We start from the raw sequence: 13,578 nt of genomic DNA on the forward strand, positions 1-13,578 counted from the left end.
CCAGCAGAATTTCGGTAAAACTTAGCATGATTTCGATATTCACCATGCCATTTTCCAGTAATTATAATCACCATTGAAAAGGCGAACCGTTCCAATTCAATGCTATCCATAGACATGACAAATAATGGCCAAGCTCGGCCATTATTTTATGTTTAGGTAGCCATGGCTATTTATGCCTAATGGCTGTTATTACTCATGGTTATTAACGATTTTTAAATAATACCAATAACAGCCAAGGCAACTAATTAATATCAAACACTCGTTACTCTCGAAATTCATTAATCATTCTTGATGATAACTTATTAACGATTAATGGCTATTTCATACTGATCAATAGGAAATAATACTATGAGCGGCAATATCATTAAGTTTTCAAGAAATACCGAGCGTGCGCCACAAAGCCCGTTTTCAACCCAAACGGTCGCCTTCTCGCATTATAATAATATTTCAGCGCAATTACCCATTGACCCAATCACAGGCAAAGTGGTGATGGGCGGAATTACCGTGCAAGCTAAACAGTGTCTCAATAATATTAAAGCCATAGTTGAGAGCATTAATCATGTGATGGACGATGTGGTTAAACTCAATATTTTTGTTAAGCATATCGAAGATGTTGAAGCGATTAATCAGGTTTATAGTTCATATTTCGAGGGGCCACTGCCAACACGTACTACAGTTGCTGTTGCAGCATTGCCACTGCAAGAGGCCTTAGTACAAATTGATGCGCTGATTTCTAACGGCGAAGGCACGACTCCACAAGCGCCATGCCCACTGATTAAAATCTCCAGAAACACAGATAAGGCGCCGCTCGGCTTATATTCACAAACTGTGGCTTTCTCTCATTACAACAACCTTGCCTCACAGCTACCACTTAACTCTCTGACCGGCACCTTAGTGAGCGGCGGTGTAAAAGAGCAAACTCATCAGTGCTTAATCAATATCAAAGCCGTGCTGAGCAGCATAGATCACTCGATGGAAGACATAGTGAAGACGACTATTTTCGTGCGCAACATTGCCGATATTGACGTGGTTAATCAGGTTTGTAATGCTTTCTTCCCAGCTTATGTTCCAGCGCGCACCATCATTAATGTCGCCGCCTTACCTATGGATGCACTGGTGCAAATTGATACTGTGGTATCTCATGGTGATGGCACCCCGCCGCAGTTGCCAGAAGATACTCGCTTCTTAGTGATTGAAGCCAATAACACGCCTAAAGTGCCAGCTCAGCCTTACTCCCATACTGTGGCTTTCTCGCATTACAACCATATTTCTGGCCAGTTACCGCTGGATGTTAAAACCGGACAATTAGTCAGTGGTGGCGTCAATGAGCAAGCAAGACAGTGCCTTAACAACATCAAGACCATTATTGAAAGTGTTGATCACGTCATGGACGATATAGTCAAAGTGAACATTCAAGTGAGAAACATCGCCGATATGGAAGCCATTAACGATGTATATACCACCTTCTTTAGTGGTGATTTACCCGCGCGCACTTGCTACGCCGTAGGTGCTATTCCTATGGGCGCCTTAGTGCAAATAGATGCGGTAGTATCTAACTGCGAAGGCACGCCGCCACAAGCGTAAATCGCATTTGGTTAAGTTACGCGCCATCAACTCCTGCACTGGTGACGCGACTTAACCATTTGCGACCTTTATCGTCCACCGTCTGTGTCATTCCACTTTCATACACAACAAAGGAATGACACAGATTTTTTTTGCCCCGCCGTCTTAATTAGCGGCGCCATGGCGCAAAATATCGAAATGAGTGGTTTGCAGCACCAAATACTCACCCACCTGCGGATTCATATAAAAAGGCTGTTTCACCACTAAGCTTTCGCCTTTGCTGCCATCAGGCTTGCGGCTTGAAAAGCGATAACGCACTGTGTGATATTTAGGCGCAACATCAGTTAACTCAGCCGCCTTAAAGTCTGCTGCCATGGATTGATACCAAGCATACGGCATGCGAAACACTAGCGGCATGCTGCCATGAGCCGTAGTTAAATGATAACCCCCAAGATCTTGCACGCCCTCAGGGCATAGACTGGCATCCCCTTTACATGGCGCGACCCAATCAGCGCCCTTGCTGCCAGGGCTAGTGCCACCAGTATCTTGAGTCGTACCAACAAGATCGCTCAGGGTAATAGTCTTAACTGGCTGCGATAATGCCGTTAAATCACCATCTTGTTCATGGATAAAATATTCCATAGTTACGCTGATAGTTTCTTGGGTTTCAGCCTTATCAGCTTTAGCAATTGGGCTGACAAAATCAGTATTGAACTTAACTGACACGCTCTGGTTATTCTGACTTAAGGCAAAAAATGGATAATAACCATGGGATGGGTGCATGGTGACACCCGTTGGCGTAGCGCCTACTGGGTAGCTATCAAAAATAGCTTTTTGCTCAGCGCCGCCTAAACCAGCGCCATCATTGGCCATAGGGTTACTTCCCCAAGACACCCAAGTATGAAAACCTGCCACTAAGCCAATCCCCACATCGCGCCCGGGAGCAAACATAAACGAATTACGATGACCTAGGCCTGCGATACCGTCCCACTCACCTTCATTCCAAATACGGGTCAAATCACCATTACGCGGTAATTGTTTCATGACCTCATAATCAGCGGTTTTATTGACCTTGCCGCCCATTAAGTTGCCACTTTCACGGCCAAAACGCGCCACCTTATAAAGCTCAGTGCTAAGACCTGCTGCTTGTCCCATTTCTGCTGAGGGATAATGCCCGCCCCCCAAATCAGACCAAGAAGACGCCTGCGCCGATATTTGCTTATAGCCCGACATATAAACGCGCTGAGCACCGAATAAGGCGCGCATAAAGTTATAATAATCGAGGGCATTTTCAGCATAAGGCTGACTAAAGACCCCAATTTTATGGCTAGTCTCCCAGCTTGGTACTTCACGAAACACGAAATCGGAACCATCAAAGTTACGGAAAATATCACTGTTATCGCTATGGCGAATGGCGTTATACCAAGTGATCAAATCTTCTTTTTTGGTACTGCCATTATCCTTGCCTTTGCTTGACTCCAGATTATAAGAATCTGAGGTTTCACGGGCAAAGCTTAGGCTGTCAGTCGCCACCTCTGGCAACTCAGTTAAGACAGTGTCTTTATTATAAAAAGCGCCGCCAGACGTATTGCTATCGTCATTACTAGCACTACTGCCACCACAGCCATAAAGTACTGAGCTGCACATAATGGCAGTCACTAAATTTGATAATTTCATTCTATTCCTAAGGAAGTCGCAACTAAAACAGGGAGGTTCTTGCGACAAGCATGTCAAAGCTCACCCATAAATGGGCGCCATAATAACTAACTTGCTAGAAAAATCAGAGAGTAAAAGCTAATTAACCACAGATGAAAAAGCCTTAAGCGTGGTGCATAGCAGGCAGAATGAAGGGTTTAGGCACTATGGGTAAGTGATAAAATGCTCGGAAATAAAAAGTTAGCTGCCGCGGCGCTTTAGCATTAATACGCGCCGCCTTGATTTAATACTTACAGAACAATGTTCATCGAATGATATCCCTCTCACTCCAGCAAACTTTCAAGCGCTTGCAGCAATAGCTTACGGTCATGTAAACCATCCGTTGTCGATTGCACTAATGGTCGGTAGTAATAGCGGCTGTGCTCGTGTTGGCAGAGCTTTGGTTGCCAAGGCTTTGGCTGGCAGAACTCTGGCTGGCTGGCCATTGCTTGTGTGCCATGGCACAAGATTTTATCAATAGGGCGGCCATTAAGCAGATGCTCAATAAAGTCGACCTTTTGGGCGGTGCTGAGCTTATCTACCTGTGTGTGTTCAGGTTGCAAATTATCAATAAACACTAAAGTTGCGGGACTTAACGCTATGGTGTTAGCCACTTCGGTTAACAATAACGGCGGCACTAAGCTGGTAAAAAAACTGCCGGGCCCCAGCAAAATCAGCTCGGCTTGTTGCAAACGCGTCACCACTTCTGGCGTGGCGTTAGTTGGTGGGGTTAAGGCCAATTGCTTGGGTAACGATGTCATCTCATCCACGGCGACCTCACCAAAAGCGCGCCGCCCTTGGCTATCTATGGCGGTTAAATGGCAGGCTTGTTCGGCCATGGGGAGCAATTCCACGGTGACATCGAGCATTTTAGAAATAATCCGCACGGTTTCTAATGGCCGCACCGATAACTGATCTAAGGCGTACAGCATCAAGTTACCTAAGGAGTGGCCATGCAATTCGTTGGCTATGGTGAAGCGATATTCAAACAATATGGTGTTTATGGAGGGGTGCTCGCTGAGTTGCGATAGGCAGTTGCGTAAATCGCCCCACGCAATACAAGCATCGGCGGCGCGCAATTTACCGGTCGAGCCACCATTATCGGTAGTCGCCACTATGGCGCTTAAGCGTGATTGCAGCTCAGATAAAGCGCTGACTACGCGCCCGAGCCCATGGCCGCCGCCTATGGCCACTACCCGCGTCATAGCATCTAACTTACCCATCCTTGCCATAATTCCTCCTTTTCTTTCCAACTAAGCATAGATGCCAAGCCGCTTTAGTGCAGGTTACGACGCAGATCAATGCCTTGTACCCACCTTCATCATCCTTGCCATTACGCTCGATGATTTATCTAGGCTGCAATGCAAAATGCAATTGCCAGTCAGTTTGCGCTTCAACTTAGTCACTCAAAAAAGCCATGACATTGAAAAACAATGATTTTATTTGTTGGCACGATAATCGCTTATCTATAAGCAAGAAAGCAGAACCCAGCAAAACCGACAACGATGGCACTACTGATAGCGAGGCACGCATATGAACATTACACTCGACAACCAAGCAGACCAAGGTTTCAAGGTAGCAATCAGCGGCGATATGGATGCCATCGGCTGCAAAGAAATCAAAGAAGTGGTCGATCGCATAATTACTATGAATTTCAATGGTGAAATCACCATGGATCTGGAGCAAGTAAATTTCATGGATTCCTCCGGTATTGGCGCAATAGTCTATCTTTATAAAAGGTTAAAGGAAGTTGATCGGGTAATTAGTCTGCATAACGTCTCAGGCCAGCCTTTAGAGTTAATGCAATTACTTAGAATCGATAGCGCGATAGCCATACATAGCAAACATGCTAATGCTTACAGGGATTGTTTATGAAAATTTGGTTCTGTGGATGTCTATTGATATTCCTTTATGGATGCACCGCCTGGCCAGAGCACGGCCAAGGCGGAATGGCAGAGCTGTACAGCGCCGAACTTTATCCAGTCAATAACCAGCAAGATTTAGGCCCAAAGCAAGGATTACGCTTTGAATGGGAGTTAAGCGGTCGCAAGCTTGACGTGCTCGTGCTGCAAGGCGCTGAGTTATGCTTCCCTGCCACCATAGTTCAAGCTGAGCTCAATCAAAAACGCATAGTGCGGCAACTGCAAGGTGGCCTGTTATACGATGCTGCCACCGACATCATAGCCCAGCGTCAATTACTCGCGCGCCTTGAACAAAGATTAGACATTGCCACCACAGAAGGTAAATGTATTCTGCCCGACACGGGCGAATTGGCTGAGCTTGATGCCATTGATAACACTAACTTGGCAGCGAATAATGTTGCTAATGAACTCAGCAATTTACTTAATCACGACAATCAATTTGCGGTTAACTCCTATCAATTAAACCCCAAGTTTATTGGCAATTTAGCTAAAGCCGCGGCGCAGCTTACTGAACTGCCGCAGTATTCACTCCTCATTACCGGTCATGCCGATGACCAAGGCAGCTTGGAATATAACTTCCAATTAGCCAATGCGCGCGCTGAGCAAGTAAAACGCTACTTAATGATTTTTGGCCTGAATGGCGAGCAGATATCCCTAGATTCTGTGGGCGAAGATGAGCCCCTGCTAAAAGGCACCCAAGAAGAAGTGCGCCTCACCAATAGACGCGTCACTATCGCTGTGATTGATAGCGAGCTCACGCCAGCACAAGCAACCAGTGCCAAGAAGCCCGCAAAAAATACAAGAGCAAATTCCAAGTCTAATTCAACTTCAAATTCATCGTCTGGCTCAACCCAAAGCTATCCAGCGACCCCTTTACCACCTGCCGCTACGCTTAAGGAGGATAGACAATGAACCTTTGCCGCAATCTTTCTCTTAGCTTAGCTATCATGATGTTAACGCTCATTATGTTAGCCTCAAGCGCGCACGCCAATGAGTACCAAACCCAAGTCGGGGATGAGATTAAAATCTTACTGCCAGGGGAAGCTGAGCTTAATCAAAACTATCAAATCGATCGCCAAGGCCGAATTATTTTGCCGGAAGTAGGCGCAGTGCAAGTGGTCAATCAAACCGAGCAGCAGTTAGCCGAAACCGTAAGACTCGCGCTCAGCGCCATTTTTCGTGATTTAACCAACCTGCAAGTCTTCATCAATAAGCGGCAATTACTGATAAGCATTCAAGGCTATGTCAATCAGCCGGGGGAATTTACCCTGCCGGCCAATTCCACGGTGCAAACGGCGCTTCATGCCGCCAGTGGTTTAAGAGCGGGCGCGCAGCTAGATAAATTGCAATTACAGCGCAATGGCGAAACCAATATTTTCAATTACAAGGCGTTTCTTGATAGCGGCGATATGAGTTTATTGCCTGAGCTTAAACCCTTAGATGTGTTGTTTATCCCAGCATCGCCGATTATGGGCAATGTCGAGCAAACCTTTAATCCTCTCAATCTTGCCGATGGCGGCGATGCCGCCGATGATGTTGGCGCCGTCAAAGTCTTTGGCGAAGTGAACCGCCCCGGCAGTTTTTCCTATAAAGAAGGCGTGACCTTAGTGGATTTATTAATGCGCGCGGGCGGCGTAACCCGCTACGCAGGCGTTGAGCAAATCCGCGTTATCGCCGATAACGAACCCACTATTTTTAACCTTAAGGGCTATTTAGACAGTGGCAATGAAAAGCTGCTGCCCAACATACATGCCGGCACCACCATCTTTGTGCCGATTCAAGTGGAAGAAGTGAAATCGGGCGCCAATACCGTCTATATCATGGGGGAGGTCGATAAACCCGGCGCCTTTGAAAATAAAGCGGGCACCACTTTTATGGATATTTTGGCCAATGCCGGCGGTCCGACCCGTTTTGCTGAATCGCGCCAAATTCGGGTTATTAAGGCCGATGGCACCATTAAAAGCTTTGATTTAGCCGGTTACACTGAAGGCACAGTTGTGCAAGAAATGCCGACAATCGCCGCGGGAGACGCTATCTTTGTGCCCGAAAAAACCGATATGAATGAAAAGTCGTGGCTAAAAATTGCGCCCAATCGCGCCGTACGAGTGTTTGGTGAAGTGGTAGCGCCGGGGCGTATCGAATGGTCGGCGGAAATGAACTTGCTGGAATTGTTAGCTCATGTGGGCGGCCCCAATCCCAAGGCTGATACTGCCAATATTGAAATCTTAACGCCCGATGATAATGGCAATATCACTCGCACCCAATTCAACTTAGATACCTTTATGAAAGAAGGGCAGCCTGATTCCGCCCTGCCCTTTATTAAAGCGGGCTCCACCATTCGGGTATCAAACCTGCCTGATGACCCGAGCGACAATAAATCGCAGTGGGTGCGCCAAAGCAGTGATAGTTCGATTTACGTCTTTGGCCAAGTGGGCGCTCCTGGGCGCTATCGCTTTACCGAAGAACTGCATTTTCTTGATATTCTCGCCGCCGCCGATGGGCCAACGGGTAGCGCTGACTTACACAATATCCGCATCACCCACAGAAGCGATGGCCATGCCAGAGTCAGCCAATTAAACCTTAATCGCTATTTTGATACTGGCGATGAAAGCTTGCTGCCCATAGTCAAACCCGGCGACACTATATTTGTGCCAGAAAAAGACAAGCAATGGCTTGATGAACCGAGCGCCCGAACGGTTAAGGTCTTAGGCGCAGTGAATCGCCCCGGCCGTTATCGCTTTGACGATACTATGACGCTGCTGGATGTGCTTGCCGAAGCGGGCGGCACTAACTCCAACGCCTATATAGAAAAAATTACTGTGGTCAATATGAGCTGCTGCGCCGATCAAGCCACCAGCTTTAACTTACTTAAGTTTGCCAAAACCGGTAACTATCGCATGCTGCCAGTGCTGCGGGCGGGCGATACTGTGTTTGTCCCTGAAAAGAGTGAAACCTTCTTTGAGTACTTCCAAGACTCGTTGCAAGTGATCCTTGGCATTGCCGTATTAGGGGCGCTGTAATGTTATTGCCGCCGACCAACAATGAAGTCGAGCATATCTACAGCCATCTGCATCGCCTTGAAGCGCGCTCAGTGGCGGTAACTTCGGCCAACCCTGGCGAAGGTTGCACTTCTGTGGTCATAGCGCTAGCTCAGCGGCATTTGTTATCGGGTCACTCTACCTTAGTGGTGGATTTTAATTTGTTTCGCCCGACCTTAGTGGATTTAGAGCTGCAACCAAAACATGATTACCGTACCCCAGTGTTGGTCAGCCTTCGCAACGAAACATTAGCATTTCAAGGAATTACTGCGCCGCAATGCAAGGAGGCCGTCATGTCACTGCGCCAAAGCGAATTTTTAGGTGAGTTAATCAAGCAGTGGCAGCAAGACTACAGTTTAATCATTTTTGATACCTCGCCCCTGCTGAGAAATAACGCCAATAATATCTCGGCCGATGTAGTGGCTGCGGCTTGCGATCAAACCTTGCTGGTGATGATGGCAGGTATCACTACTAAAGCTATGTTGACTGAGTCCTGCAATGCCCTTAAACAAGCCGAGGCCACCTTAGGTGGCTGCATCATCAATGACTGGCATAATCCAAGCTTAAGAACCGAAATGCTACGCGAAGCCGACCGCCTTAAAAACATATCCCCCACTTGGCAGCAACGCATAAAAAAGTGGTTGTTTAATAACAAATTTATTTCCATGGGAGTCTAACTCATGGATAAATGCCTGATTAATGATACTCGCCCCGCCAGCCTAGAAGCCGTGCGCGATATGCGCCAATTACTGCAACGGGTATTAACTCAGCAGTTGCAACATCCACAGCAATTGCAGCGCATGTTATTGTGCTTTTCGGAGCTCGCCACCAATATAGTGCGCCACAGCGCGCCCCCTGCCCGCGCCATCGGAGTGCAGTTATGGCTTAGCAATCATCAATGGCAAATTCATATCACAGATGATGGCGGCAGTTGGCAAGCCTGCGACATAGTGCCGCTTGATGAGCACGAGGTGAGCGCTACTGGCGGGCGCGGCCTGTCGTTAATTACTCATTATTGCGATAACTATCAATACATTGCTGGAAAACTAAATCTATCTAAATTGCAGTGGCCACGAGTCTTTAGCCAAAACAAACCCCATGTATTGATAGTCGAAGATGACAGCAGTCAGCAGCGATTGCTGCGCGCCTATTTAAAAGATGAATATCAGGTCGACTGCGTGTCTGATGGCGAGCAAGCTCTAGCCCTGCTAGATAGGCTGCCCATAGATTTGATTCTCTCTGATGTAAACATGCCAAAAATGAATGGCTTAACTTTACGGGAGCGGCTTAATCAAGCGGGCAATCGCCGCCTCATTCCATTTATTTTTATTACCCAAGACACTAAGCGCACTAGCATGAATTACAGCTTAGGTTTTGATGACTTACTGACTAAACCTGTGACTAAAAGTCAGCTTCTGCAAACTATCACCCGGGTATTAAGCCGATCGGCGCAAGTGTATACCAGCGTCAATGAGCATATTAATCAGCAAATTAGCCGTTCGTTACTGCCTAATCTGCCAAGTCACTTTCAAGACTGGTCGCTTGGGTATGCTAGTCGCTCGGCGGGCAGTGGCGGTGGTGATTTTGTGTTATGTCAGCGCCATGACTGCGTTAAAGATGAAGCCAAGGATGAAGCCCTAAGCGTGCTGCTGGTCGATATTATGGGGCATAACATCGAAGCTAAGTTTTTCTCCTACGCCTATGCCGGCTATATGCGCGGCTTATTGAGCCATAAGCAGCAAGCATCCCCTAGCGCCTTACTAGCGGCAATTTCTAACGCGGCTTATCAAGACAGCATGTTAAGCCAGACTTTAATGACCTGCTGCGCTTGCACTCTGTTTGCTAACCACACCTTACTTTTTAGTTGCGCCGGTCACCCGCCGCCATTATTGATTACTGAGTCTGAACTTATCCCTATCCCCAGCCAAGGCACGCTGCCTGGGCTAATTGCCGACATTCATTTTTCTGAGCATAAGTTGCAATTGCACCAAGGCCAGCGCGTGGCCTTATATACAGATGGCTTGTTTGAGTCTGGCGGCAGTATAGAGCGGCGCCAAAGCTTAGAAACCATTATCAAGAAACGCTTAGTTGATACCTTGTCTATGGATATTCAAGCGGCAGCCGAAAGTTGCATGCAAACCTTTGATCGCCATGGCGGCGTGCCAGCGCGCGACGACGCTCTATTGCTACTCATAGAGCCAAACAGCGGAGTGACCAAAAATGTCAATTAAGCTTAAAGCCTTATGCTACTTAATCGTCTTCGAAGCGCTATTTTTACTGCTGCTAACCACCTACCCCATCAGCCCTAGCGCCACCCCGCCCTTAGTGCCCAGCATAGCGGCGCAGTTTAGCCCGCAGTGGCTTAATTCTGATGGAGCATTATCAAAAACCTTACCCGAATCCTTAAGGGCGCAGTTACCCGCAAGCCCTATTACTCGCATTGAATTCACGCCGCGGGGCAGAGAGCCCATTAACCTCTATCAGGCGCCGCACTTGAATGCAAAAACCGGCTTAGGTGCCGGTGCTGTGCCTAGTTCTGGTTTTGATTCTGGTTCTGGCGCAATTTATAGCTCAAGTGCTATGTCTGGCGCAGACATAGCTGCCCCTTGGTTATATCAAGAAGACATAGCTGGCCTTGGGCGCTTAATCATTAGCTATCATCAAGCGGCATTCACCCCATTGCCAGCGCGCCAAGCATTGGTGCTGTTTATCAGTCAATTGGCCTTTATTGTGTTAGCGACTGTACTCATCTATCTGGTAATACATAGGCGCAAACGTAAAATTATTCACGCCATCAATACCTTGTCGCGCTTTGGTGTTGGCCCGCAAATGAATATTGCCAATGCCGATGAGTTTTCCGATATCGAGCTTGCCATTAATCGCATGTCTAAGAGTTTGCAAATCGATCAAGAGATGCTGCAAGAAAACCTTGAAAAACAAAAAGACAGTTATCGCACCATTTCTGATGAAAAAATCAAACAAAGGGCCATTCTCGACGCCTCACTTGATGCCATCATATCCATCAATGAAAAGCAGCAAGTGGTTGAATATAACAAGGTTGCAGAGGAAATCTTTGGCTACACCAAAGAAGAAGTGCTCAATCAGCCCATGATGGATTTAATTCTGCCGCCCCACTATCGCGAGCCCCATAAAGCTGGGATTGAGCGCTTTATGAGTAGCGGTAAAAGCGTAGTCATAGGTCAGCGTTTGAGTCTGTGCGCCTTGCGTAAAAACGGTGAAACCTTTCCCATTGAAATCTGTATTTCATCCCTTAATACCGACAATGGTTATCTGTTTATCGCCAATATCCGCGACATTACTGAGCGCGATAAAGTTGATACTGAACTGAAATTAGCCGCTCACGCCTTTGCCAGTAGCGATGCCATGTTTATTTGCGATTTAAGTTATAAGGTCATCCGCTGTAATAACGCTTTTACTCGCATGACCGGCTTTAGCGAGGCGCAAGTGTTTAATCAGCATCTGCGCCACCTTGCCGCCAAAGGCACAGACAAAATAGTGTATCGCAGCATTTGGATTAAATTGTGGGAGAAATTGCGCTGGGAAGGCGAAGTGTTAGTTAAACGCCAAGATGGCAGCAATTTTCCGGCGTTAGTGACTATTTCGGCGGTGCAAGGCGCTAAATATAAAACCACCCATTACGTGGCACATTTCATTGATATTTCTAAGCAAAAACAATCAGAAGCGATTTTGCAGCAAGCTAAAATTGATGCCGAGCGTGCTAGCGTCAGTAAGAGCCGCTTCTTAGCCTCCATGAGCCATGAGATTCGCACTCCCATTAATGGCGTGTTGGGGCTGCTGACCATGCTTGAAGACTCGCAGCTAAATGCCGCTCAGCAAAACATAGTTAATACCGCTAAAGCCTCAGGCAAGATGCTGCTTTCTATCATTAATGACGTGCTCGATTTCTCAAAAATGGAGTCGGGAAATTTATCCTTAGTGGCGCAGCCCTTTGATATCCGCGACACCTTTAAGCAAACCTTAGAGCTACTGCTGCCCATAGCCAACCGCAAAGGCATAGCGCTGCGATTCAACTTAGATAATACCTTGCCGCCATGGGTTGAGGGCGATGCCGATAGATTGGCGCAGGTGCTGATGAATATCACCAATAACGCCATTAAATTTACTCATAAAGGTTATGTCAATGTTGAGCTCAGCTACCGCCCGCTGGGCGCCAATAGCATAGAGGCCATGTGCAAAATCACAGATACCGGCATAGGCATAGCTGAGGACTTACTGCCTAACTTATTTAATGAATTTACTATGGCAGATCAAAGCTTTGCTCGGAGCAAAGAAGGCACAGGCTTAGGGCTTGCTATTAGCGCCAGGCTTATCAATCTAATGCACGGCGAAATTCACGTGGAAAGTGAGCTCAATCATGGCAGCTGCTTTAGCTTTAGCCTGCCACTGCTATTAGGCTTTGCACCCAGTCATTATCAAGAAGTGACTCAAGCTAATGGCTCCGAAAACACATTGGAAGCCAGTAACCTCATTAACGACATTAATAGCGACCCATCATTAAAACCGCTGATCTTAGTGGTGGAAGATAACCTAGCTAACTGCATGGTAGTACAGCATCAATTAGCCAAAGCCAATTATGATTTTATGATAGCCAATAACGGCTTTAAGGCGATTGAGCTATTAAAGGATTTAATGACTCAAGGCGAGCGCAGCGAGTTATCGCGCTTACCCGCAGCCATCTTAATGGATATCTCTATGCCCGAGATGGACGGCATGGAAACCACCCGCATTATTCGCGCTATGCCAGCGCCGTTTGGGCAATTGCCCATCATCGCGCTCACTGCCCACGCCTTAAGCGGCGATAAAGAGCGCTTTATCGCCGCGGGTATGGATGATTACTTATCTAAGCCTACTAATCGCAAGCTACTTGAGCAGCATATTCAGGTATTTATTCAGCGTAGTGGCGCAAGTGGCGAGACTCCTGACATTAGCCATGATAGCCAGAGTGATGCTCTTATTGATGAAAAGGTAATAAATCAATTAATCAGCGATATTGATGCCCAAGATATGCCTGAAATTCTCACCCTCTATTTGCAAGATACCCGTCAACGCTTGCAGCAATTTACCGAAGCCTTGCAGCAAAACGATATAGCGCGCCTTGAATTTGAAGGCCACACCATAGGCAGCAGCGCCGCGGCCCACGGCAACGCTAGCTTATGTCGCATTATGCGCAGCGTCGAAGCCTTATGTCAGCAAGGCGATATTGTGGGCGCCAAGTTGCAGGCCGAGCAGGCAATTTTAATAGCTACGCGCTCATTTATCGCCGTAGAAATTCGCATTAAGCGCGGATTTATCGCCGCCGCTGGCTAGCAAAATCTCAA

At 47.2% G+C, this 13,578-nt stretch carries 9 protein-coding genes; 7 read left to right on the plus strand and 2 right to left on the minus strand.

Annotated elements, in window-relative coordinates:
- The first annotated feature begins 348 nt into the window (after positions 1-348).
- Entirely contained in the window at positions 349-1,584 is a 1,236-nt protein-coding gene (locus tag AC1HDP_RS10215; protein ID WP_479638673.1) for a RidA family protein, read from the plus strand.
- 144 nt (positions 1,585-1,728) lie between these two features.
- Here AC1HDP_RS10215 and AC1HDP_RS10220 read toward each other — a convergent pair whose 3' ends face one another.
- On the minus strand, positions 1,729-3,240 hold the full coding sequence (locus tag AC1HDP_RS10220; RefSeq protein ID WP_479638674.1) for a hypothetical protein: 1,512 nt from the start codon (positions 3,238-3,240) through the stop codon (positions 1,729-1,731).
- Positions 3,241-3,542: 302 nt separating this feature from the next.
- On the minus strand, positions 3,543-4,490 hold the full coding sequence (gene yvcK / locus AC1HDP_RS10225) for a uridine diphosphate-N-acetylglucosamine-binding protein YvcK (RefSeq protein ID WP_240778770.1): 948 nt from the start codon (positions 4,488-4,490) through the stop codon (positions 3,543-3,545).
- 301 nt (positions 4,491-4,791) lie between these two features.
- Here yvcK and AC1HDP_RS10230 point away from each other — a divergent pair, with 301 nt between their 5' ends.
- From AC1HDP_RS10230 to AC1HDP_RS10255, 6 genes are read left to right on the plus strand one after another with little or no spacing between them, the layout of a single operon-like run.
- Positions 4,792-5,133 carry an STAS domain-containing protein gene (locus AC1HDP_RS10230; RefSeq protein ID WP_140933622.1) on the plus strand — a complete coding sequence of 114 codons (342 nt, stop codon included), beginning with the start codon at positions 4,792-4,794 and terminating at the stop codon, positions 5,131-5,133.
- Positions 5,130-6,092 carry an OmpA family protein gene (locus AC1HDP_RS10235; protein ID WP_479638675.1) on the plus strand — a complete coding sequence of 321 codons (963 nt, stop codon included), beginning with the start codon at positions 5,130-5,132 and terminating at the stop codon, positions 6,090-6,092. Before AC1HDP_RS10230 ends, AC1HDP_RS10235 begins: the two co-directional genes overlap by 4 nt.
- On the plus strand, positions 6,089-8,200 hold the full coding sequence (locus AC1HDP_RS10240) for an SLBB domain-containing protein (protein ID WP_140933624.1): 2,112 nt from the start codon (positions 6,089-6,091) through the stop codon (positions 8,198-8,200). The genes AC1HDP_RS10235 and AC1HDP_RS10240 overlap by 4 nt, the downstream gene beginning before the upstream one ends.
- Entirely contained in the window at positions 8,200-8,895 is a 696-nt protein-coding gene (locus AC1HDP_RS10245) for a CpsD/CapB family tyrosine-protein kinase (RefSeq protein WP_140933625.1), read from the plus strand. Before AC1HDP_RS10240 ends, AC1HDP_RS10245 begins: the two co-directional genes overlap by 1 nt.
- 3 nt (positions 8,896-8,898) lie before the next feature.
- The gene (locus AC1HDP_RS10250; RefSeq protein ID WP_479638676.1) at positions 8,899-10,449 is read left to right on the plus strand and encodes a SpoIIE family protein phosphatase; all 1,551 of its coding nucleotides are present in this window, start codon (positions 8,899-8,901) and stop codon (positions 10,447-10,449) included.
- Positions 10,439-13,567, plus strand: coding sequence for a PAS domain S-box protein (locus AC1HDP_RS10255; protein WP_479638677.1), 3,129 nt, complete (start codon positions 10,439-10,441; stop codon positions 13,565-13,567). The genes AC1HDP_RS10250 and AC1HDP_RS10255 overlap by 11 nt, the downstream gene beginning before the upstream one ends.
- Positions 13,568-13,578: the final 11 nt, after the last annotated feature.

The organism is Shewanella sp. ISS20 (assembly GCF_056522965.1).

Bases quoted from the DNA above. Each gene is read 5' to 3' on its own strand.
- yvcK (WP_240778770.1), bottom strand. From the start codon at position 4,490: ATGGCAAGGATGGGTAAGTTAGATGCTATGACGCGGGTAGTGGCCATA.
- AC1HDP_RS10215 (WP_479638673.1), top strand. From the start codon at position 349: ATGAGCGGCAATATCATTAAGTTTTCAAGAAATACCGAGCGTGCGCCA.
- AC1HDP_RS10235 (WP_479638675.1), top strand. From the start codon at position 5,130: ATGAAAATTTGGTTCTGTGGATGTCTATTGATATTCCTTTATGGATGC.
- AC1HDP_RS10230 (WP_140933622.1), top strand. From the start codon at position 4,792: ATGAACATTACACTCGACAACCAAGCAGACCAAGGTTTCAAGGTAGCA.
- AC1HDP_RS10255 (WP_479638677.1), top strand. From the start codon at position 10,439: ATGTCAATTAAGCTTAAAGCCTTATGCTACTTAATCGTCTTCGAAGCG.
- AC1HDP_RS10250 (WP_479638676.1), top strand. From the start codon at position 8,899: ATGGATAAATGCCTGATTAATGATACTCGCCCCGCCAGCCTAGAAGCC.
- AC1HDP_RS10245 (WP_140933625.1), top strand. From the start codon at position 8,200: ATGTTATTGCCGCCGACCAACAATGAAGTCGAGCATATCTACAGCCAT.
- AC1HDP_RS10220 (WP_479638674.1), bottom strand. From the start codon at position 3,240: ATGAAATTATCAAATTTAGTGACTGCCATTATGTGCAGCTCAGTACTT.
- AC1HDP_RS10240 (WP_140933624.1), top strand. From the start codon at position 6,089: ATGAACCTTTGCCGCAATCTTTCTCTTAGCTTAGCTATCATGATGTTA.